The 22,183-nt window shown below is 45.5% G+C and carries 20 protein-coding genes; 2 read left to right on the top strand and 18 right to left on the bottom strand.

What is annotated here, in order from left to right:
- Positions 1–26: 26 nt before the first annotated feature.
- Genes arcC through allC form a run of 7 tightly spaced genes read right to left on the bottom strand, consistent with a single transcriptional unit; the run spans position 27 to position 7,995 of the window.
- Positions 27–962 (bottom strand): carbamate kinase, encoded by a 936-nt coding sequence (gene arcC, locus IGI76_RS04320; protein WP_270266223.1) that lies wholly within the window; start codon positions 960–962, stop codon positions 27–29.
- Positions 935–1,798 carry a DUF2877 domain-containing protein gene (locus tag IGI76_RS04315; protein WP_270266221.1) on the bottom strand — a complete coding sequence of 288 codons (864 nt, stop codon included), beginning with the start codon at positions 1,796–1,798 and terminating at the stop codon, positions 935–937. Before IGI76_RS04315 ends, arcC begins: the two co-directional genes overlap by 28 nt.
- Positions 1,799–1,836: 38 nt before the next feature.
- Complete coding sequence (locus IGI76_RS04310; RefSeq protein WP_005234461.1) at positions 1,837–3,099, bottom strand: DUF1116 domain-containing protein; 1,263 nt, start codon at positions 3,097–3,099, stop codon at positions 1,837–1,839.
- A 12-nt stretch (positions 3,100–3,111) separates the two neighbouring features.
- Positions 3,112–4,866 (bottom strand): acyl-CoA synthetase FdrA, encoded by a 1,755-nt coding sequence (gene fdrA, locus IGI76_RS04305; RefSeq protein WP_270266211.1) that lies wholly within the window; start codon positions 4,864–4,866, stop codon positions 3,112–3,114.
- Between the two features lie 8 nt (positions 4,867–4,874).
- Positions 4,875–5,951 (bottom strand): ureidoglycolate dehydrogenase, encoded by a 1,077-nt coding sequence (allD, locus tag IGI76_RS04300; protein WP_016610607.1) that lies wholly within the window; start codon positions 5,949–5,951, stop codon positions 4,875–4,877.
- 13 nt (positions 5,952–5,964) lie between these two features.
- Positions 5,965–6,750: a (S)-ureidoglycine aminohydrolase gene (gene allE, locus IGI76_RS04295; RefSeq protein WP_005225360.1), complete on the bottom strand. Its 786-nt coding sequence runs from the start codon at positions 6,748–6,750 to the stop codon at positions 5,965–5,967.
- Between the two features lie 15 nt (positions 6,751–6,765).
- Complete coding sequence (gene allC, locus IGI76_RS04290; protein ID WP_270266204.1) at positions 6,766–7,995, bottom strand: allantoate deiminase; 1,230 nt, start codon at positions 7,993–7,995, stop codon at positions 6,766–6,768.
- 169 nt (positions 7,996–8,164) lie between these two features.
- Here allC and IGI76_RS04285 point away from each other — a divergent pair, with 169 nt between their 5' ends.
- Entirely contained in the window at positions 8,165–9,037 is an 873-nt protein-coding gene (locus IGI76_RS04285) for an alpha/beta hydrolase (protein ID WP_270266202.1), read from the top strand.
- A gap of 86 nt (positions 9,038–9,123) precedes the next feature.
- Here IGI76_RS04285 and tkt read toward each other — a convergent pair whose 3' ends face one another.
- The 11 genes from tkt to rhaB all read right to left on the bottom strand — a co-directional run bounded on the left by tkt (position 9,124) and on the right by rhaB (position 21,031).
- Entirely contained in the window at positions 9,124–11,127 is a 2,004-nt protein-coding gene (gene tkt / locus IGI76_RS04280; protein ID WP_218212877.1) for a transketolase, read from the bottom strand.
- 165 nt (positions 11,128–11,292) lie between these two features.
- Positions 11,293–11,985, bottom strand: coding sequence for a D-allulose 6-phosphate 3-epimerase (alsE, locus tag IGI76_RS04275; protein WP_086294769.1), 693 nt, complete (start codon positions 11,983–11,985; stop codon positions 11,293–11,295).
- 70 nt (positions 11,986–12,055) lie between these two features.
- Entirely contained in the window at positions 12,056–13,156 is a 1,101-nt protein-coding gene (locus tag IGI76_RS04270; RefSeq protein WP_005234436.1) for a PTS fructose transporter subunit IIC, read from the bottom strand.
- A 24-nt stretch (positions 13,157–13,180) separates the two neighbouring features.
- Positions 13,181–13,501, bottom strand: a complete 321-nt coding sequence (locus IGI76_RS04265) for a PTS fructose transporter subunit IIB (RefSeq protein WP_008380953.1) — start codon at positions 13,499–13,501, stop codon at positions 13,181–13,183.
- 25 nt (positions 13,502–13,526) lie between these two features.
- Entirely contained in the window at positions 13,527–13,979 is a 453-nt protein-coding gene (locus IGI76_RS04260) for a PTS sugar transporter subunit IIA (RefSeq protein ID WP_074536500.1), read from the bottom strand.
- A gap of 58 nt (positions 13,980–14,037) precedes the next feature.
- A complete protein-coding gene (locus tag IGI76_RS04255; RefSeq protein WP_074536501.1) occupies positions 14,038–14,475 on the bottom strand; it encodes a PTS sugar transporter subunit IIA in 438 nt (145 codons plus the stop codon).
- A complete protein-coding gene (locus IGI76_RS04250; protein WP_270267244.1) occupies positions 14,468–15,946 on the bottom strand; it encodes a BglG family transcription antiterminator in 1,479 nt (492 codons plus the stop codon). The genes IGI76_RS04255 and IGI76_RS04250 overlap by 8 nt, the downstream gene beginning before the upstream one ends.
- A gap of 351 nt (positions 15,947–16,297) precedes the next feature.
- The gene (gene fucO / locus IGI76_RS04245) at positions 16,298–17,449 is read right to left on the bottom strand and encodes a lactaldehyde reductase (RefSeq protein ID WP_270267243.1); all 1,152 of its coding nucleotides are present in this window, start codon (positions 17,447–17,449) and stop codon (positions 16,298–16,300) included.
- Positions 17,450–17,533: 84 nt separating this feature from the next.
- Positions 17,534–18,358, bottom strand: coding sequence for a rhamnulose-1-phosphate aldolase (gene rhaD / locus IGI76_RS04240; protein ID WP_270267242.1), 825 nt, complete (start codon positions 18,356–18,358; stop codon positions 17,534–17,536).
- A gap of 7 nt (positions 18,359–18,365) precedes the next feature.
- Complete coding sequence (rhaA, locus tag IGI76_RS04235) at positions 18,366–19,619, bottom strand: L-rhamnose isomerase (RefSeq protein ID WP_270267240.1); 1,254 nt, start codon at positions 19,617–19,619, stop codon at positions 18,366–18,368.
- Positions 19,616–21,031 carry a rhamnulokinase gene (gene rhaB / locus IGI76_RS04230; protein ID WP_438781738.1) on the bottom strand — a complete coding sequence of 472 codons (1,416 nt, stop codon included), beginning with the start codon at positions 21,029–21,031 and terminating at the stop codon, positions 19,616–19,618. Before rhaB ends, rhaA begins: the two co-directional genes overlap by 4 nt.
- A gap of 199 nt (positions 21,032–21,230) precedes the next feature.
- Between rhaB and IGI76_RS04225 the strand changes: the two genes are divergently transcribed.
- Positions 21,231–22,112 (top strand): AraC family transcriptional regulator, encoded by an 882-nt coding sequence (locus IGI76_RS04225; protein ID WP_005225353.1) that lies wholly within the window; start codon positions 21,231–21,233, stop codon positions 22,110–22,112.
- The last annotated feature ends 71 nt before the right edge of the window (positions 22,113–22,183 follow it).

Below are 22,183 nucleotides of genomic sequence, written 5' to 3'. Positions count from 1 at the left end.
CGAATCAAGCAGTTGGATCGCTGGTGTTACCCAGCGATCCTTGTGCCTGCTTCACCTAACAATGCTAAGTCCGCTTCTTCCAATGAGCAGATGATTGCTGTCTTTCCTTGTTTGGCAAACGCAATCGCCGCTTCCATTTTCGGTCCCATACTACCTTCTGCAAAATGCCCCGCATCAAAATATGCTTGCGCTTCACTTACGGATAAGCCCGTTAATTTTTCTTGTTTCGGTGTTCCATAATTGATATAAACGTTGTTGACGTCGGTCAGCATCATAAATACATCGGCATCCACTTGTTCTGCCAGTTTTTTCCCAGTTCGATCTTTATCGATGACTGCTTCGATCCCTTTCAAGCCTTCCGCTTGTTTTACGACTGGAATCCCACCGCCGCCACCAGCGATCACGATGGTATTTTGATTCAATAAATGAACCATTGATTCCACGCCGTGGATCGTCACAGGTTGTGGAGATGGCACGACGCGACGGTACCCACGTCCAGCATCTTCTTCCATCACCCAATGTTTTTCCTCAGCCATTGTTTTTGCTTCTTCTTCTGAGTAGAACAAGCCGATTGGCTTCGTTGGCTTTTCAAACGCGGGATCATCCGCTGCCACTTCCACTTGGGTCAATAAGGTCACGACATTGCTGGTCAATTCTTCTTGCTCGATTTTATTTTTGATGCTTCGCTCCATTAAATAACCGATAAAGCCTTGTGACTCTGCATTGCAGACATCCAGTGGAAAAGGCGGCACGACTTCTTTGGCTTCTTCATTTTGTCGTAAAATATTGCCGACTTGCGGACCATTGCCGTGCGTCACGACGATTTGATGGTCAAGCTTCTCGATTTTAGCGATCTGTTCCGCACTTAACTGGATATTTGCAAGCTGTGTTTCTACGGTCGCTGGTTGATTCGGTTTTAAAATTGCATTGCCCCCTAGAGCGATGACCACTCGTTTTGCCATATGAATTCCTCATTTCTATTGTTTTGAAATTGATCGATACTGCGAGCAAACCCTGCCAAAAAGTCGGCCCCCGAGGTATGACCGATCGCTAGTATCTCTTTGATTACTTTGGAAAAAGCCGCTGAATCGGTACACCTGGTCAAGGATAATGCCGATTGATTGAATGCGCCTGTCAGTGCATGCAGAAGATAGTGTTTACTGACGTCAGTCGTTAAATCATTGACTGTCAACAGCCTTCTTTGTAGATAAGCCACCAAGCGGGTATCTTCTTGCCCCATCACTCGGCGAGCCAGTAAATGACCAACTAGCATATCATCGCCTGTGGGGGTCAATCCGACACCCCGTCCGACTAAATAAGCGACTGCTTGCCGTTGTTCCTTAAATGAAGGCGTGCATAGCTGATCGATTGCGTCATAAAACGGATGATTGCTGCGGATGGTTGCTGAAACAGCTTCTTGAATCCCCGTCTTTTCCGTGACGTTTTGAAGGGTTGACCAAAACCGTTCTCGATCGAATGGGACTGTGCCAGCTGGAACAGTCGTTGTAAATTTGGCTGCCTTTTGAAAAGACAGACGATGATGCGGAAAATGGATCACCCGTTGCTGAACCAAAAGAGTGGTACCAGCAACTAAGCCTGTCGCCAACGCTGCATAATCGTCGGCAGCTAAAATCATCCCTTTGGGCACGCGAGCCGCTTGTTTGGAGACACAGATCAGCTGATCCTGACGAGAATCTTGCAGATTGAAACTATGCTGAAACACACTGTGAACGAGCCAGTTGCCATTGATAAATGCGGGTTCAAATAAAGCTTGGTCGATCCATTTTGCCTGTATCATCGCTCGATTGCTCCTTTTCCACGTTTTCAGTCCCTGATTTATTCTTCAAATCCTAATTTTTTTGCATAAGCCAAGACAGCTTTTTCAAAGCAATCCATTGGTGGTGTCACTGTCCCGGCACCAATTTGTCCTCGTCCAGCTTGTTTGTTGGCGATCCCTGTATTGATCACCGGTAAGATCCCTGTTTCCACGACTTTCCGAGCATCGATCCCTAAACAGATCCCTTTGAAGTCCCATGTAGGAACGGGAAAATTCGGATTGGTATCAATGGAGATCTCTAACATCTCATTGCTGGTTTTCAACGCATCGTGAAATCCACCAGAACCAACGAAGCGTGTCACAGCTGGGGCAGCAATCATTGCCATTCCCCCAACACCAAAGGTTTCCGTAATGGCACTGTCGCCCATATCTGGAGAGGCATCTTCTTCACTGAATCCTGAGAAATACAGCCCTTTTGGTGTATTGACAGGTCCAGTAAACCACTCATCTCCCATGCCAGAAATACGGATACCGAATTCATGGCCGTTGCGACACATTGCGGTCACAACCGTGCCTTCTTCAATCGTCCGGGCGCCATCAAGCACCGCTTTTGAAGAAGCCATCATGATATTCAAGAAGAACTGATCCGTGTCTGCTAGAAACTGAATGACTTCTGGTTTTTCTTTTTCAAATCCTTCCAGAGTAACGATCGCTGGTGCTACTTCTTTTAAGAACGCCAACGAAGCAGCGATATTCCGTTGATGGAACTCATCCCCCATGGCGATTGCTTTTGCGACTAAAACATTGATGTTCAAGCCATCGGGTTTTGTTTGTAGTGCAGCACTTAAAACTGGTGCTAACGTATTTTTCATCCAATGCAAGCGATCAATGACTTCTTGAGAATAGGCGCCAAATCGTAAAACTGCCCCGATCCCTTCGTTCATCGTACAATACGCTCGGTTGCCATCGGTTTTGTTTTCCACTACGAGCACTGGCATATTGGCAGAGGTGATGCCCCCCATTGGGCCAACCGCTTGCACGTGGTGACAAGGAATCAGTTGAACTTCCCCAGATGCTAATAAATGACGTACCTCTTCTTCCGTTTCGCCCCAGCCTTCAAAAAGCCCCGCACCAACACAAGCACCTTGAATCGGATCGATCATCTGATCGTAGCGGATCGGTGGTCCTGCATGCAATAGGACTTTTCCTTCACCTAACTCTGGAATGACACTGACTGCTGGAACGACATCCAGCAAAAAAGGCGAACCGGCAACGATCTTGGCAATAACGGCTTGGTTTGCTTCTTCAATAGTTTCGTACACGATAACTTCCTCCTACTCTGATAGTGACACTTGTGCTAAGAAACGTAAGGCTTTTTGTAACGTTACGTTTCCACCAGCAATTGGCTGCCAGTCATATTGAACGACTTGACCGTGATGCGCCTGGATCGCTTCCGCAAAGCTACGCAATCCTACATTGATGAACGCGTCATTCGCTAACAATTCGCGGCTCTTTTCAGATGGCTCTGGCAACGTATCGGCAGTTGTCACTGCTTTTGGCAACAGCTTACGACTAATTGGGGAAAACGGGTGACCGAGCATTGCTAAAGCTTGTTTGACTGCTTGGGCATTGCTTTGACACAAAATCACGCCAGCTGCGGTTAAAATCTCTGCTTGCTCGTTGCTGTCTTGGGGGTCTAAATCAGTTCCGACGATCGTAGCGATCACCGCTAACTCCCGGCCAGCTGCTTGCGCTGCTTCCTTCAACGATTTGATGGTCGGTGCCAATTCACTCGCCATATCTTGATGAGAGCCGTACCCTAAAACGATATCTAACAAGATCACTGCCGTCTCAGGATCTTCTCCCGCTTGTTTCAACAGTTCGATCCGCTTTGTTGGGTCGATCATCGGATGGGGCTTGCCTTGCGTATAGATGTCATCACCTAAATCGATGATCTCATGGCCAGCTGCTTTTAAGATGTACCCTTCTTGATGGGCATCTTCTTGTTCTAGATTTAATCCTGCTTTGACCAGCATCGCTGCTTCGTACGCCAATGTTCCGCCAGAATAATAAGCTTTGATTTTTTGCTGTTCAGGTCCAAAAGCGGCAGCTGCCGTTTCCTCTTTTACTGGCTCTAATCCAATCTGTTCTTGACGTAGCAGCTGCACGGCTAATTGTGCCGCTTCTTCCAGCGTGTAGGCTCGGTAAAGATTTTCTTCGTGATCCGTTGGTTCTTCCCCAAGAAAAATCGTGACTGCAGGTTTTGTTCCTCTTCTTAATAATGCCAACACTTCATCGCGGACACGTGGTGCAGGTGGCTTGGAGATCACCACGATCACCTCCGTATCAGGATCGTGTTCCAAGGCAAGAATGCTGTCTTTCATGGTGATCCCACCGACTTCTTCTTTGAGATCTCGTCCACCGGTTCCGATGGCTTGTGTCACACCGGCACCCAATTTATGAATGATGGTGGTGACTTCTTGGATGCCCGTACCCGAAGCGCCGACAACACCGATTTTCCCTTTACGAACGGCATTCGTGAAGGCTACTGGTATCCCATTGAGAATCCCTGTGCCACAATCTGGTCCCATTAAAAGAAGTCCTTGTTCATGAGCCATTTTCTTTAGTCGAACTTCCTCTTCCAACGAAACATTATCACTGAAACAAAAAACATGTTTGCCTGCTGCTAATGCGGTTTCAATTTCTGGTGCTGCCATAGTACCAGGAATCGATAAGACAGCGACCTTCGCATCTTTTCCAAGATCTAAGGCTTTTTCCCAAGTTTTGACGCTTTGGGTTTCTTCTCCTGCGCTATTGCTTTGGTCCGATAAGAAGGCATCGATTTCTGACAGGACTGTTTCGATGATTTCTTCCTCTTCAATGTCTAACACGAGCACCATATCGTTGGATGTCGCATTGCTCATCTCCTCGGTATAAAGACCACCCGTCTTGAAGATATCCTTATTGGCAGGTGTACCCATCATGACCGAAGCGTTGTTGATCCCTTCGATCGTCAGTAAACGATTGGTCAAAAGCATTAAAACAATGGAATCTTGGTAATTGTTTTTTTGAATAATAGTGTGTAACATGGGTCTCCTCACTTTCCTGTTCCTGTCTGTGCAAAGGCATCTGACCCAGAATACTGGTCAAAATGAACCGTGTCACTAATGAGATAGCGATAAATGTTCTTTTCGATAGGAATGCCTTCTGCCATATATTTTTCATAGGTTAGTTGATTGATCTCGCCTGGATAATAGACTTGCTGGAACTGTTCAGCAGCCGGTATGGCGTGTAGCTCTTCGATCATCGTTTCGACTGACTCTTTAAATGTCTCTAAATCTGTAAAGCGTTGCGGATCGATCAGCAAAATAAATTGCCCTAAGTCGCGGCCTTTCGTCAGATCGTTGTACATAGAGGAAACATGCTTGCCAAAAGGCAGCCCAAGGAGCATTCCAGACAAGATATCCACCATCATCATCAACCCAAAGCCTTTTGGTCCTGAGATTGGCAATAACCCATGAACATGATGCGGATTTGTCGTTGGCTTGCCATGGGCATCAACGGCCCATGTTGCTGGAATCTCTTTATCTTTGGAACGAGCATCTAAAATTTTGCCCCACGCTTGGACCGTCGTTGCCATATCAAAAACCACCGGCGCACCATGCTTTCGCGGTGCCGCAAAGGCAATCGGATTGGTACCAAAATAATTTTCTTTGCCGCCAAAAGGAACCACCATTGAATCCGATTGGCACATAGATAATGCAATCAAGTCAGCTTCTGCGGCTTTTTTGACATAATAGGATAGTGCCCCACTATGACTCGTTTTCCGCACACCAACCGCCGCGATCCCAGAACGTTTGGCCATCTCAATGGCATGCTTTGTCGCTTCTAATACGACGACCTGCCCTGCGCCATTTTGCCCGTGAACGATCCCGCTGCTCGGTCCAGTCTCTTCAAACGTGATCTGCGGGGTGCGATTCATCCCACCTTTAGCGATCCGCTCTGCGTAATAGTCTACCCGCACAGCCCCGTGAGAGTGGATCCCGCTGGCATCGGCAAAGACCAAATGCTCTGCAACGATGGCTGCGTGCTCTTCAGACAAACCAGCAGCCGCTAATTTGTTTTGGATCAATTGCTGTAACTCTTGTGACTGTACAATAACCGTTTCTTCCATCTTCTAAACTCCTTTAAATTTCCGGATCGCGGTTGCAATCTTTGGAATAAATATAGGTCAATGGTTCGTCACGACCAACACCATAGGCCGCTTGCTGTACATAGGCACTCATGAAAATGTAGTCGCCTTTTTCCACTGGGAACCACTCATTATCTAAGTTATACATCCCTTTACCTGACAGTAAGTACGCTCCATGTTCTTGGTAGTGGGTCTCAATGTAGCCATGACTTGCCCCTGGTTCAAAGGAAAGGATATGGATATTCATGTCAAAGCCCAGCTCTTTTGGCAAGAAATCCCAAAGTAGGACGTCTGCCATCCCTTCGTATTGGATCGGTGTCAACTCTGAAAGATTCCCCACTACTTTGTAGGCTTGGTGATTTTCAAGTGGTTGGTAACGTTTCTTATACAAGAACACTTCTGTCGCTTCTTCTTGGAGATTTTTCATATACAGTTTTTCTCCAGCAGGCAGATAGATATAGCCTCCGTCCGTCAATGTATGGGTTTCTTTGCCATCACTTACTTCCAGTTTGCCCGAGATGACATACAAGAAACTCTCGATCTCTGGACCACCGAAGCCCAATTGGTTGGCGCCATCTTTTTTGAATGAAATGATGTAATCGACAAAAGACGCCCCTAATTTTGGTGTGCCGAGTATCGAACATTCACAGTTTTCGAAGCCTGGAATGACATTATTCACTAGCCCATCATGCGGCAAGATCGCAAAATTATTTTTTCTAATGACTGCTCGTGATTGCAGCAATCCATCTAAATAGCCCGTATTATTATTTTTATATCCCATGTGTGTCCCTGCTTTCTATTCTTTGTATGCTAGCTCGTAAAGGGAAGCTGCTAAAACTTCAACCCCAGCTACTAAATCTTCGATAGTCGTTGCTTCGGCTGGGTTGTGGCTAATCCCATCAATACTTGGTACAAACAGCATCGCAGTTGGAAAATGTGGTGCAATGATTTGGGAATCATGCCCCGCCCCACTATGCATGACTTTGTAGCGTTTGCCAGTTTGCTTCACCGCTTGTTCCACCGTGGCAACGATCGTCTCGTCCATCGGCACAGGGCGTTCATCCATCCATAGATCCATCTCCACTGTCAGGTCGTGCTCTTTGGCGATCGCTTGAATGATCTGTTCTGCTTCAGCAGTAAAGGCATCCAATAGCTGTCCATCGGTATGGCGACAATCCATCGTAAACAACACTTCACCAGGAACCACGTTGACCGTATTCGGTTTTGGCTCAACTTTACCGAACGTCACTACTAATGGATCCCCAAGCTCTAAGCCACGGTCGATCACTGCGGCACACATTTTGGCAAAACCATACACAGCATCTTGGCGATAGCCCATCGGTGTGGTTCCTGCATGATTGGCTTGTCCTTTTAAAACAAAGGTGTAGCGCTTTTGACCAGCGATACTATTGACGACACCGATCTGCAAATTTTCTTTTTCTAAAACACTGCCTTGTTCGATATGGATTTCCACGAAGGCTTTGATGTCTGATCGAACCGGTTCTTGTGGGTCGCGAAAATCAAAGCCTTGGCGTTGCATCTCTGCCACGAAGCGATTGCCTTCAAAATCTGCGATCGCTTCAACATCGGATTTTTTGGCCTCTCCGACAAAGTTTTTACTTCCCCAAAAAACGGTTGGAAAACGACTGCCTTCTTCTTCTGCCATTGAGATGACTTCCAAGGAGCGTAAAGGTTGCCCATAGGTCTCTTTTAAATACTTGATCGCTAAAGCAGCAGCAACGACCCCGTATTGACCGTCTAATGTGCCACCGTTGACGACTGTATCGATATGTGACCCTGAAAGAATCGTTTCTTCTGGATACTGGCTGCCTTCCATTCTGCCGAAGAGATTGCCGACTGCATCATAGGACGTCGTTAAGCCAGTTTCTTTTAATTGTTTTTCTACAAATGATTGCGCTTCTTTCCATGAATCGGTATAAAGCAGTCTAGTCATTCCTCCAGTTGGATCACTCCCAATCTGAGATAGTGCATCGATCATTGCCGCTACTTCTTTTTTCAACTCCATTGTTCTGCCTCCTTTGATTTATACGGTTATTGTAAGCGTGTTACTGAAGGACATCATTGTTCACTTTCGACAAAACCGTTTCTATTTTTAGTCATAACGCTGTTTTTTAAACCGCTTCCTTCTCCTATACTCTTCCTTATACTATCGAAGAAGAGAAAGGAAGAAAACAATGGTTTATCCTAAAAATGCCTTTGCGCAAACAGAAAAAATCCAATTTGACACCTATGGCACTTTGCCGTTAGAAGTGACGATCCTAAAAGCAGCGCAGCCTCGGATCAGCCTTTTGTATTTTCATGGTGGTGGCTTCCTCTATGGTCAGCGGGAAGACCTCCCACAGGATTATGTCCACCAATTGCTGGCTGCCGGTGTTAGCCTTTACCTGTTCGATTATCCACTGGCTCCCGAAGTAGCGCTACACGATATCTACCTTCATGCAAAAAAGGCAGTGGAGTGGTTTTTGGCCGAAGGCTGGCAGTTCAGCGGCGTTGGTACAAATGAGTACGTTTTGTTCGGTCGCTCCGCCGGCGGTTTTTTAGCGACCTTACTGACCGCACGCACAAAGCACTCGGAGCAAAAGGGTTTGATCCGATTTTACGGTTACCAAGAGTTGTTTTGTAAAGAATTTTTGCAGCCGGCACGCTTTTACACACAATTTCCGAAAGTCCCACCACTCGCCGCTGAAGCCATGATCGAAAGCCAACCCATCACCCACGGCACGTTAGAAAAACGATTCCCTTTGTACCTTTCCGCCCGTCAATATGGCAACTGGCAGCGTTATTTAGGGAATCGGGAACAGCTAGCAGCCTTGGCGATCCCTGCTGCCGCTTACCAAGACTTTCCTCCTTGCTTTGTCGTTCATTGCAAAAAAGATCCAGATGTTCCCTTCAGTGCATCCGAAGCTTTCGCTGCACAAGTCCCCCATGCCAAAACACTTTGGCTCGACTTAGATCAGCATGACTTTGATCGGACACCAAATGCGATCGCTGATGAGTGCTATCGAGAGGTGATTTCATGGCTCCTTTTAATAATAGAGAAACAATGAGCGTAAACTTATCCGCGTTTCCTTAATAAATAAAAACAGGCGATCTTCAAAGGAGTGTTCCCCTTTAAAGACCGCCTGTTTTTTGATTATAGTGAGTTGAAAGTATTCACGACATTCTCAACACTGAAGCCGAATTCCGCTAAGACTTTGTCACCAGGTGCGGATGCACCGAAATGATCGATCGCGATCACTTTTCCATGGCAACCGGTGTAACGTTCCCAACCAAATGGGGAAGCCGCTTCGATCGCTACCCGTTTCTTCACTGCTTTTGGCAAGACGCTTTCTTTGTATTCTGAGCTTTGTGCTTCAAACAGATCAAAGCTTGGTAAGGAGACCACCGATACATCGATGCCTTCTTCTGCCAATTTAGCTTGTGCTTGGACCGCAAGATTCACTTCAGAACCTGTGGCGATCAAAATCCCCGCTGGTGTTTCACCAGCTTGTTTTGAAATCACGTAGCCACCTTTTGCGACATTTTCATCCGCACCGGTTTGCGTGCCTTCGATCACTGGTAGATTTTGTCGGCTTAAGACTAAGACCGTTGGTTTATCCGTTGTTGTCATAGCCAATTTCCAGGCAGCACGGGTTTCATTGCCGTCTGCTGGACGAATCACTTGGACATTTGGCATGCAACGGACGCTGGCTAATTGCTCGATTGGCTCATGCGTCGGTCCATCTTCTCCCACCGCCACGGAGTCATGCGTCAAGACATAGATCACAGGTGCATGCTGGATCGCAGACAAGCGCACCGCTGGACGCAAGTAATCAACGAAGACGAAGAAGGTCCCGCCATAGATTCGCGTCCCGCCATGCAATTGAATGCCGTTCATCGCTGCTGCCATCGCAAATTCTCGGACACCAAACCAAATGTTGCGGCCTTCGTATTGGCCAGGTTCAAAGTCTTTTTCTGCTGCCACCATCGTGTTGTTGGATCCAGAAAGGTCAGCCGATCCACCCCAGAGACTAGGGACGGCTTTGGATAAGGCTTGGATCATCTCTTTGCTAGATACCCGACTAGCTTGTGAGCTGCCAACTTCGTAGCTTGGTAATGCTGCATCCCAATCTGCTGGCAATTCACCCGCAAAGGCTTGTTTGAATTGCGCCGCAAGTTCTGGGTAGGCTGCTTCATAGGCACGGAAGGTTTCGTTCCAAGCTGCTTCAGCTTTTTGCCCTTCATCGATCATGGTTTCTTTGAAGCGCGCGGCAACTTCTTCAGGTACGGTAAATTCTGGGTATTCCCAACCATAAATCGCTTTGGCTGCAGAAATGCCTTCGGCACCGATCGGCGCACCATGAACGGCAGAGGTGCCTTGATTTGGCGCACCGTATCCGATCACAGTCTTGATTTCGATCAAGGTTGGTTTGTCGCTTTCAGCTTTTGCTTCGTCGATCGCTTTCGAGATCGCTTCTAAATCATTGCCGTCTTCAACGAGAATGTGTTGCCAGCCATACGCTTCAAAACGCGCACCGACATTTTCTGTAAAGGCTTTTGAAGTTGGGCCATCTAGGGAGATGTCATTTGAATCGTACAAGACGATCAGTTTGTCTAATTTCATGTGACCAGCCATGGATGCAGCTTCTTGCGAAACACCTTCCATCAAGTCCCCATCGCCACATAGAGCGTAGGTATAGTGATCAATGACTTGATACTTGTCGCGATTGTAGGTTGCAGCCAAGTGGGCTTCAGCCATTGCCATACCGACTGCCATGGCAATCCCTTGTCCTAAAGGTCCAGTGGTTGCTTCCACGCCGTCTGTGTGATCGACTTCTGGATGTCCTGGCGTGCGGCTATCCCATTGACGGAAGTTTTTTAGATCCTCAATGGTCACATCGTAACCAGACACGTGCAACAAGCTGTACAATAACGCCGAACCGTGTCCAGCAGACAAAACAAAGCGGTCACGATCCACCCAGTTGCGAGAAGTCGTTGGATTGACTTTCAAGTGTTTCGTCCACAAGGCATAGGCCATGGGTGCTGCCCCCATCGGTAATCCTGGATGTCCTGAATTGGCTTTTTGTACGGCTTCGATACTTAATGTACGAAGGGTGTTCACTCCTAATTGATCGATTTTATCAAATAGTTTTTTCAATTAAATTGCCTCCTTCACTTTCTTCAGCCAGCATGTTTCTATTCACTGCCTTTTCACAATAGAAAAGAACCGGACGTCCAAAGTTTACTGGCTAATAGGCAACGAATGCTCCTCTTTTTAACAGTCCTAACTTTGGTCGTCCGATTCTTTTGCTTTCGGCTTTGCTCAGCTGCTCAAAACTTTTCCAGTCATTTCTTGATAATCTGCGACCATGATCGACCATGCTTTGGCAATGTCGTCATCTAAACCAAACAATCCACTGCGTCCGACAATATAGATGTCTGGATTGGCTTCATCGATCCGTTTGAAGGATTTCCGATTGGAGGAACCGTCCATTTCAATGACATAGTGATAGTCGTATTCTTCCCGTAATTCCCGCAGTTCAACAATTTTATCTAACGCCCCTTCAATAAAGCGTTGGCCAGCAAACCCTGGATCAACTGTCATGATCGTGACTTTATCCAAAAGATCGATATAAGGCAAAATGACCGATACTGGCGTTTCAGGATTTAAAACGATCCCGGCTTTTAATCCAGCATCATGGATTTGATCGATCAGACGAAATGCTAATCCATCCAAAACCTCAGCGTGCATACAGATCCATTCACAGTTGATATCGATCAGCTGCTGCACCCAAAAAGCAGGTTCAGTGACCATCAAATGAGCGGACAGAGGCAACGTACTGATTTTGCGGACCTCTTGAATAAACCATGGGGATAGGGAAATATTGGGTACGTAATGACCATCCATAATATCAATATGATAGGAGTCAACTTGGTCATTCAAAAAAGTGATTTGTTCTTTAAATTTATCTAGATCCATCGTCATCAATGACGGTGAAAATTCAACTTTGTTCATAGACTTATCCTTTCTCCTCAATCAGTCTTGTACTGAGAGGAACGACTCTTCTTTCAATTGAATCGCTTTTTTAGAAAATTTGAATATCATCTAAATCGATTTCTTCTTCTTCCACTTCTGCTTGTGCGGCTACTTGTTCTTCAGTGACATTTTTCTTAATCAAAGCCAAGGTGATCCCAGTCACTACTATATTTACCAGCAAAGCTACTGCCCCAGCCCACGGACGAGTCATGGTCGGCAGCATCAGCACACCACCAAACGGTACCGTTGCATCTGCCCCTAAGACCATTGAAACAGCTCCGCCAGCAGCGCCGCCAATAGCTGTTGCGATCAGCCCTCGGACGATATCGTTCATAACGATTGGGATCACCCCTTCAACGATATTGATCACACCCATTGGTACGGCAGACTTTAACGTTTCCACTTCTACAGGCGTATAGATGTTTTTGCCGAAAAGTTTTGCAATAAAGAATGCTAAACCAAAGCCGATCGGTGTTGCAGTATTGACTAATTGCAGTGCAGTGATCGGTCCATTGATCCCTTCTGCCTGCATCGTCAGAACAAAAGCAAAGACCGTTTTATTGATTGGTCCACCATAATCAACGCCGCTCAACAAGCCGATGACGGCACCAAAAACCAATAATGAAGAGGAGCCTAAGCTATTTAATGCGTTCGTCAGTAAGTTCGTAAAGGCAGTGATCGGTGTACCGATAATATAGACCATGATCAGACCACCGATCAAAGAGGTCAAAAAGGGAATGATCAATGTCGGCATCAAGCCTTTCGCCCAATTTGGTACTTTAATAAATCGTAAAATAGCAATTACTAGATATCCAGCTAAGTAGCCGCCCAAAATTCCCCCAATAAAACCTGCACCAATGGCATTGGCTGTCAAACCAATAATAAACCCTGGCGCGATCCCCGGTTTTTCGGCAATCGCATAAGAAATTCCTGTCGCAATGACCACTGGAAGCAACCCGAGTCCTGCGCCTCCCATCGTAGCTAAAGCATCCCAAATCGTAAATTCACCTGGCACTAGTTGTCCCTGGCTGGTGCCGCCGAAAGCCATGCCAATGGCAATCAAGAATCCGGCACCGCAGACAATCGGAATCAAATAGGAGATGGCTGTCAACAAGTGTCCTTTTAAATTCAATGCTTTGATTTTTTCCATAGTTTCCTTCCTCCTTCGGTTTTCTTAGACCGCCTGCTGTTGGACGACCTCTTTGGCTTTTTCCAACAATTTGCTTGGGGACTTGATGGCAACTTCGGTCGGCACTTGAATGATCCGTTTCCCTTCAAATCGTTCACGTCCTGCTACTTTGACGTCAACTGCTAAAATCACGACATCTGCAGCCGCAATCGCTTCAGGTGACAATTCATTTTCACGACCGATCGTTCCTTGTGTTTCCACATGGATCTCGTAACCTGCCTTTTTAGCCGCATTTTCTAACTTTTCTTGAGCAATATAAGTGTGAGCGATCCCTACTGTACATGCACATACTCCGACGATTTTCATAAATAATTCCTCCTTAAATTTTCTGTTATCCTTGAAATGCTTCAATCACTTGCTGCGGCTCTTTTGCTTTCAACAAGGCAGCCGTCACCTCGTCATTTCCTAATTTCCGAGCGAACAAAGAGAGTAGTTTCAAATGCTTTTGCGCCCCTTCCGTGTCATCACCGACGGCGAATAAGATAATTCCTTTCACTCCCTTGCCATCCAACGTTTCCCAAGGGATCTCTTCTTTTAAAACCCCGATTGCTACGCCGATCTCCTTCACATGAGCACTTTTTCCATGAGGAATGGCAATGTAATTACCAATCCCTGTTTGACCAACTGCTTCCCGCTCATAGACATCTTTTAAAAATGCTGCCTGGTCCGTCAAGTACTCATTGGTATATAAAAGCTGACTCAATTGCTGCAGAGCTTCTTCTTTAGAAGCTGCCTCCATGTTGGTTTTGATTATTTTTGGATCAATCACTGTTGAAATATCCATTCGTTTTCCTCCTCTAGCTGAGTACCTCTTGCCTTACTGAATTGATCATTCATTCCTATCAGCCGCGTTGGTTGAGAAGGAAGGCTTCGATTTCTTCTTTTGATTTTTCTGCAATGAATTGCAGATTTTCTTCATAGGCGAAACATTTCATTAAGCGGATGACTGCTTGTTTCACCGCGGTTGTTTCGTCAGTCTTCATCAGGATCGCAAAAATCGTTTTTGCTTGCAGCGTTCCCTGCCAAAGGACTTTTTCACCTCTGACTAGGACGATTCCGCTTTTTTTCACCACATCACTTTCAATGTGTGGTAGCGCAAAATCTTCAGCAATCATCGTATTGCCGCTCGCTTCTCGGGCTTGCAGTGCTTCAAATAGCAGGGTTTTGCTCTCCGTCAGCCCGATTGTTTGGCTAACAGCTGCAATCTTCCTTAAAACATCGACTTTCGTCTCTCCTGCTTTTGTTGAAACTAAAGTAAGGGACAAAGGGAATTTAGTCATTTCTCACCCTCCCAATCATCACTTCAAGGCGTTTTTGGTCTTCCATCGTCAGCATGGCGCTCACGATCACGACCGGAATCGGACTCTCGATCGTTAATTGAACGGTTGAGATGATCATCTCCGTATCCGGGTGTTGCTTTAAAGCCGCTTCCACATCACGAGAAGGTAGGACAGCGGTGATTGCCAACTCACGAAATTTCTTATGCACTTTTACTTTTAATAATTCGGAGGTCCCGATTCCCGTAGTACAGACGATCATAACCTTGAGTTGTTGAGGATGTTCTTCGATCGCTTGAGCAAAGTAAAGGGTGACAAAGCCGATTTCATCTTCTGTGAGCGCTGGCAAATCGTACACTTGGCAGATTTCTCTTGCAGTCTCTTCGGTAGCAAAAAACAAATCTGTGTATTCTAATTTGATTTGCTCCAAAAGATTGTTTTTGACTTCAATCCCATGTCGCAATCGATTGATCATTGGTTTGATATGGCGAGCCAATTTACCGAATAACTCCTCGTCTTCAAATGAGCGCTGCAGCTGGGTGCTCATTTTTTCTATAAATGCATTGGAAATCAGTTTTACTTGTTCTGACAGATCCTCTAATTCATCCGTGGCCTTTTGCATCCGTGAGGAGACGAGGTACTGATACATATAATAGCTTTCGTTTTCTGGTAATTTCGTATGCAAGTACTGTTCGCTATTGCCAATGATCTCTTTGGCGATGGTGGCTAACTCTGGGTTTTCTTGCATTTGCTGTTTCTCTTTCTCATCTAAAATATCCTCGTTAAACGAATTCCCTACTTTGCGAAACCGCCGCAATAAGATATACAGGTGAGAAAAAAGATTGATGTTGTATGGGTGAGGAATTACTAAGCCTAGGTGATTTTCAATCAAATTCAGCTGTCGCAAAACAAACTCCGCATCATAACGGTTGAACGCCTCATTCGTCACATGCAGATCATCCAAGCGGATATTGCGGGTTTGCTGGATATACTCCTGCAATGCTCGACGGATATTTTTTTCTGCACCGTTCACCCCGATCATTTTATTTTTGCGGGAAACCGTCAGCTCAAAACGCTGCAAAGCTTCAGAAATTAATTTCTCATCACTGTTGATGACCGTTTCACTCACATAAAAAGGCTGATACAGGGAAAAAATATTCTTTCTTTTGGGTGAAATAAGCAATAGCTCCTCCATCACCTTGTTACGGCGTTCCACTGGTGTCAGTGCATTCGGCATCTCCGCTTTCTGACTCTGGGGCTTTTCTTGATGATGGAAACTTAAGCGGTAGCCTTTCCCTTTTTCTGAGAGAATCACATAGTCAATCGTGGCATCCTCATTGATCGCTTTTACGATGCGATAAATCGACTTTGTAGAAAGTCGAAGCGCTGCGGATAGTTCATCGGCTGTGACAAATTCTCTCGTATTGGAAAGAATATGGATGATTTTTCTCTTTCGTTGTTCCATAACAGTCATGTAACCGTTCTCCTTTCTACACACTTATCATAGCACCAGGAAATGTAAGCGTTCTATCATTCTTTGTCCCCTTCAAGGGACAAAGACGATCGATAATAAGAATTACAATACAACGTTAAGGACAAAAAAACAGCCATTTTTCAAAATGGCTGTAACAAAATCTGTGTTATCATCAATGTTCCTTATTCAACTGTTGGAATAAGAAAAGAAAAGCTGCTAGTTCCAATAAAACGAGAAGGAAAACGCCGTTTATCGAAACCCTTCAACCCCCGTTAAAAAACAATCTAGGTTTAAACGGCTTGTGCAGCAAGCGAAATAACCACTCTCATTGAAAGGAATGATTTGAGCTTTTTACATCAACGAACGATAAAGCTCAATAATCTCTTCTAAAGTCGTATCCCGCGGGTTGCCTGGTGTGCAGACATCGTTCAAGGCATCTTTGGCGATGGCTGGGATATCTTCTTCTTTGACGCCTAATTCAGAAATGGTCGCTGGAATGCCCACATCTTTGCTTAACTGATCGATTGCTTGGCAAGCAGCATCTCGGACGTCTTCAAGTGACATCGTTTCTGCCCCTTCAATGCCTAAAACGAGCGCGATCTCACGGTATTTTTCACCCGTAAAGTCTTTGTTGTATTTCATGATGGTTGGCAACAAGGACGCGCACGCTACTCCGTGAGGAATGTTGTACCAAGCGGACAATGGATGGGCCATGCCGTGGACTAAGCCCAAGCCGACGTTTGAAAAGCCCATACCGGCAATGTATTGTCCTAACGCCATCGCTTCTCGTCCTGCTTGATCGCCATTCACGGAATCTCGCAATGAGCGGCCGATGATTTCAATTGCTTTGATGTGCAGCATATCAGTCATTTCCCAAGCGCCTTTGGTGATGAAGCCTTCGATGGCGTGGGTCATGGCATCCATTCCCGTTGCGGCTGCCAAGCTCTTAGGCATCCCCATCATCATATCACTGTCCACAAAGGCTACCAGAGGAATATCGTGAGGATCTACACAAACAAATTTCCGATGATTTTCTTCATCTGTAATCACATAGTTGATTGTTACTTCGGCTGCAGTCCCAGAAGTTGTCGGTACCGCTAAAATCGGCAAGCATGGATGTTTCGTGTCTGCCACTCCTTCCAAACTAATCACATCGGAAAATTCAGGATTCGTAGCAATGATCGCGATCGCTTTTGCCGTATCGATCGGTGAACCACCGCCAATCGCAATGATACAATCGGCTTGAGCTTCTTTGACAAACGCTAAGCCGTCTTTGACATTTTGGATCGTTGGGTTCGGCACGATCCCATCATATAACGCATAATCGACACCTGCTTCATCCAATAATTTCGTCACTTTGGTCGCAACTTCAAATTTCACCAAATCTTTGTCGGTGATCACTGCCGCTTTTTTAAACCCTCGTGCCTTGAATTCTGTAGGTACGTTCTCGATCGCTCCTTTTCCAAAATACGATGTTTCATTCAAAATCATTCTATTTGCCATTCTTCCTACCTCCATTTGTTTGTTTATTCACAATTTATTTTAAATAGAAAAGACTGAAAGCCTTTTCTATTCTTCTACCATTGATTATACCTCAAGATAGCCTGTTCGGGGAGTGACTTTGAAAGCGTCAGCCAATTTTTTCAGATTTTCATCTGTAATGGTTTGTAAAATTGGGCCTTGCGCTTTGACATAGGTGTACACTTCCGCAGCTTTCTCTGCCGTTTCAATCAAGCCAAAGACTTCGTCCATATCTTTGCCAGCGCCATAGATGCCGTGTTGTGGCCAAAGAACCAAACGGGTTTCTTTCATTTTAGCAGCCGTTGCTTCGCCGATTTCATTCGTTCCTGGAACCATCCAAGGAATGATGGAAACACCTTCTGGGAAGACCACCAAGCACTCCGTACACATTTGCCACAAGGTCCGCGTGAAACTGCGTTCATCCAACTCATGGGTAAAACTCATGGCTAAAAGATGCGATGCGTGGTTATGCATGATGATTCGGTTTTCTGGATCGACCGACAAGCGAGCGATATGACTCATAAAATGACTTGGCAGTTCACTCGTTGGCACCGCACCATTTTCCAAGCCCCAAAGCAATTCCAATGTTTGCCCATCTTCTTTGACTCGGATCACACCAAGGTTTTCCGCTGGATGTGCCGCTACATTTTTAAAGTATTTTCCTGAACCTGTCACGATAAAGTACTTGCCAGCTAGTGCCGTGGTATCAAAAATCATCGGAATTTCCCGCAAGACGCTTTGCGGATCGATGAAAGGCAAGATCTCTTCTTCTGTTAATAAGTAAGAAATATTGCCGCCGTTGCGCTCATCCCACCCTAAACGGTAAAGATTTGCTGTCGTTTCCATCATTTCTTGTACAAAATTCGCTTGTAAAATATCAATCTTTTTCATTGTTCTCCTACTTTCTGGCTTTTAAGACGGTTTCTTCATAGGCTTTCACTTCTGATAGCCAATCCAGACCTGCTGGTACCCCTTGGCTTTCACAGAAGTAATTCCAAACATCTGCATACGGATAGTCTTTTAATTCTTCCGTCATGGCTAAACGAGTGGTGAAATCACCTGACAATTCGATTGCTTTTAGTTCTTCGATCGGTTCCAGCATCGCTTTTAGCAACGCTTTTTGAGTATTGCGCGTCCCGATCACCCACGCAGCGACCCGATTGATCGTCGCATCAAAGAAATCTAACCCAATGTTGGTTTTTGGCAATAAGTCATTGCGAACCAATTCGCGGCCAATCTCTTGCAATTCATCGTCCATGATCACGACATGATCACTATCCCAGCGTACAGGACGGCTGACATGCAGCAAAATGCCTTTGCTGAATAGTGCCAATGAAGACAATTTATTGGAGATCACTTCGGTTGGATGGAAGTGTCCAGCATCCAAACAAATCAATTTATCGCGCGTCAAGCCATAGCCCATATAAAATTCATGAGAGCCGACGGTGTAGGCTTCGGCACCAAGACCAAACAACTTGCTTTCCACGGCATCTACCGTGTATTCCGCTGGCAATTCTTCAGCAAAAATCTCATCTAATGCTGTCATCAAGCGTTCCCGTGGTGTAAAACGATCAATCGGATTGTCTTTGTAGCCATCTGGCACCCAGAAATTATTGACACAGACTTGCCCAGTTTCTTTCCCCATATAGGTAGCGATTTGACGAGAACGTTTGCCGTGTTCGATCCAGAACTGACGAACTTCTTCATCTGGTGAAGCAAGGGTAAAGCCATCTTTGAACATGGGATGTGAGAAAAAGGTTGGATTGAAGTCTAAACCTAAGCCTTGTTCTTTCGCCCAAGCGACCCATTTTTCAAAATGCTTCGGCTCCAATTCATTTAGATCCACTGCTTCCTCGGTGTCTAAATAGATGGCGTGAAGGTTCAATTTGTGATTTCCAGGAATCAAAGAGTAGGCTTTTTCTAAATCTTGGCGCAACTCCTCTGGGGTATGGGCAGCACCAGGATAATTCCCCGTTACAGAGATCCCACCAGATAATGCTTCATCACTCAAAAATCCTTGGACATCGTCCCCTTGCCAAACATGCATCGAGATTTTCACATCGGCTAATTTTTTCAAAACCGCATCCGTGTCGACACCTAATTTGGCATATGCTGTCTTAGCTTCTTCATAACGCTGCTGAATCGTTGTCATTTTTTTCCTACTCCTTCTATAAAACATTGATAGTTGCTTAAAATCTTGTGATCAAAAGGCTGTGGTTCATGAACACTGCAAGGAAATGAGTGTTTGACCGCGCGGCGTGCTTCAGCCAGCGACGTGAAGATGCCAGCACTCATCATCTGCATTAAAAGATTACCGATCGCCGTTGCTTCACTTGGGCCAGCTTCGATCGTCAGCTGCGCAGCATCTGCCGTCAGTTGATTTAAAAAGCGATTGTTGGAACCGCCCCCCACGATATGCAGTTTTTGCAGCTTGCTCGTCGTACCTGTCAGCTGTTCCAGCTTTTGCAATTCACTGGCATAGCAAAGCGCTAAGTTATCATACACACAGCGAGCCAGTTCCCCTGCGGTTTCTGGAACTTTCTGCTGGGTTTCTCGACAATACGCTTGCAGTTCAGTAATCATGTTTTCTGGATTCAAAAAACGAGGATCATTGACATCGACAAACTGTTGAAAAGCAGGCGTTGCTTGCGCTAATTCCGCCAATTCTGCATAAGAATACTGATAGTCTTGCTGCCTAGCCACTTCTTGGATCAGCCACATGCCCATGATGTTTTTTAAAAAGCGAATCGTATTGTGGGCACCCCATTCGTTCGTATAATTTTCATCAAAAGCGGCGAGGGAAACATTGGGTACTTTGGTTTCGATCCCCAGCAATGACCATGTCCCGCTGCTGATGTAGCCCCAATCTGCCCCCTCTCCAGGTGTACCGATGATCGCTGATGCCGTATCATGACTAGCGACAGTGACAAAGGTCGCTTGTGGCAAATCATAGGCTGGAAACTTCTGTGTTTGCAGTGCGCCTAAAACCGTTCCAGCATCAACCAATGGTGGGAATAGGCCTTCTGTTACGCCGATCTCAGCTAACAATTCTGCATCCCATGTTTGGGTGTTGGCATTTAGAAGCTGCATCGTCGAGGCATTGGTTTTTTCCGTGACCATCTTGCCAGTAAAAACGTAGCCCAAGTAGTCTGGAATCAGCAGCAGCTTGTCGGCTTTTTGCAGCAGTTGCGCTTCTTCTGCGGCTAACTGAAAAATCGTGTTGAAGGGCTGCAGCTGAATGCCTGTTTTCTCATACAGTTTTTGCAAAGAATAGCGCTGACCAAAAGCTGCGATCGCATCATTGGTGCGACTATCTCGATAAGCGACTGGGTCGCCTAAACGTTCGCCTGCTTGATCGATCAAACAGTAATCCACTGCCCAGGTGTCGATTCCGACGAAGCAGTCATGGATACCTGCTTGTTTCACTTTTTGCAGTCCTACTAAAATCTCTTGGATCAAATAATCGATCGCCCAACGGTCAAAGCCTTCATGAGGACGAAAGCCGTTTTTAAAGCGATGGATCTCTTCTAAAGTGATCTGCTCATTTTCCCAACGGCTCAGCATCAGACGCCCGCTTGATGCACCGATATCGATTGCGATAAATGTGTTCACTGGTCTCCACCTTTCATTATCTTGTTTAAAAATAAATCGATTACAATTCACTGTTTCATTCTTGTTGCCTCAATTTTAGCTTGACAATCAACGAGTTTCATCACACAATTTTGATAAAGACTTGCACAATCTTGGTAAAAAGGAGGATCCGATGGACTACTGGGAAAAAGCCAATCACTCATGGTCAACTGATTCACTGCGTTACATCAATACTTCAACTCAAAAGCAGCGTGAACTTTTCTATTACATTCAAGAAATCGGCTATTTCAAAGCCAGCAAACCTTACTTTACAGAACGAGAGAACCTGCCTTCTTATTTGATCAAATATACATTGTCCGGTTGCGGTGAATTGCGCTACAAAGGAAAAAGCTATCAATTGAAAGCGGGTGATGTGTTTTTTATCGACTGTCTAGACTATCAGTACTACCGCACCGTTAGTCAAGAGCCCTGGGAAATGGACTGGATCCATCTATATGGCGCCAACGTCGCAGCGTTTTATGAGGAATTCCTCAAAAATGGCAGTCCAGTTTTTCACACCAATCCTGCCAGCAGTCGTCAAAATCCGATCCATTTGGTCTTACAAGATTTATTGATGTTACAGCCAGAACCAAATGCGAAAACTGCCTTCCAAAGCTCTGTTTTGATCCATCAGCTGCTCAATGAACTGCTCCTGCAAAAATATCATCTCGACTTTTCGGATAGTGAAATCCCGCCTTATATTTTGCAGATTCGTGACCAGCTAGAAGAAGATTTCCGTCAAGGGATCACCTTGGAATCTTTGGAGGAAAGGTATCATATCAATAAGTATCAAATCGTCAAGGAGTTTTCCAAATATATGGGCTTGCCCCCCATCGAGTATCAGATCAGCAAACGCATCTCTTATTCGAAAGACCTTTTGCGCTATTCTCGGCTTTCCATCAAAGAGATCTCATTGGCGATCGGCATCGAAAACACCGCCTATTTCAGCCGTTTATTCAAGAAAAAAGTCGGCATTTCACCTAGTGATTATCGACAGACGGAGAATGGACGGTAGGGCTGGTTCTTATTAAAAAAGCACTTACTGTCATGTGTAGAAAGTACGACCGCAAAAGTTTAACTTTTGAG

The organism is Enterococcus sp. DIV2449a, assembly GCF_051711225.1.
GTDB classification, from domain to species: Bacteria; Bacillota; Bacilli; order Lactobacillales; family Enterococcaceae; genus Enterococcus_D; species Enterococcus_D casseliflavus.
The sequence above is the reverse complement of the archived record's forward strand: the minus strand, read 5'-3'. Positions and strand labels throughout refer to the sequence as shown.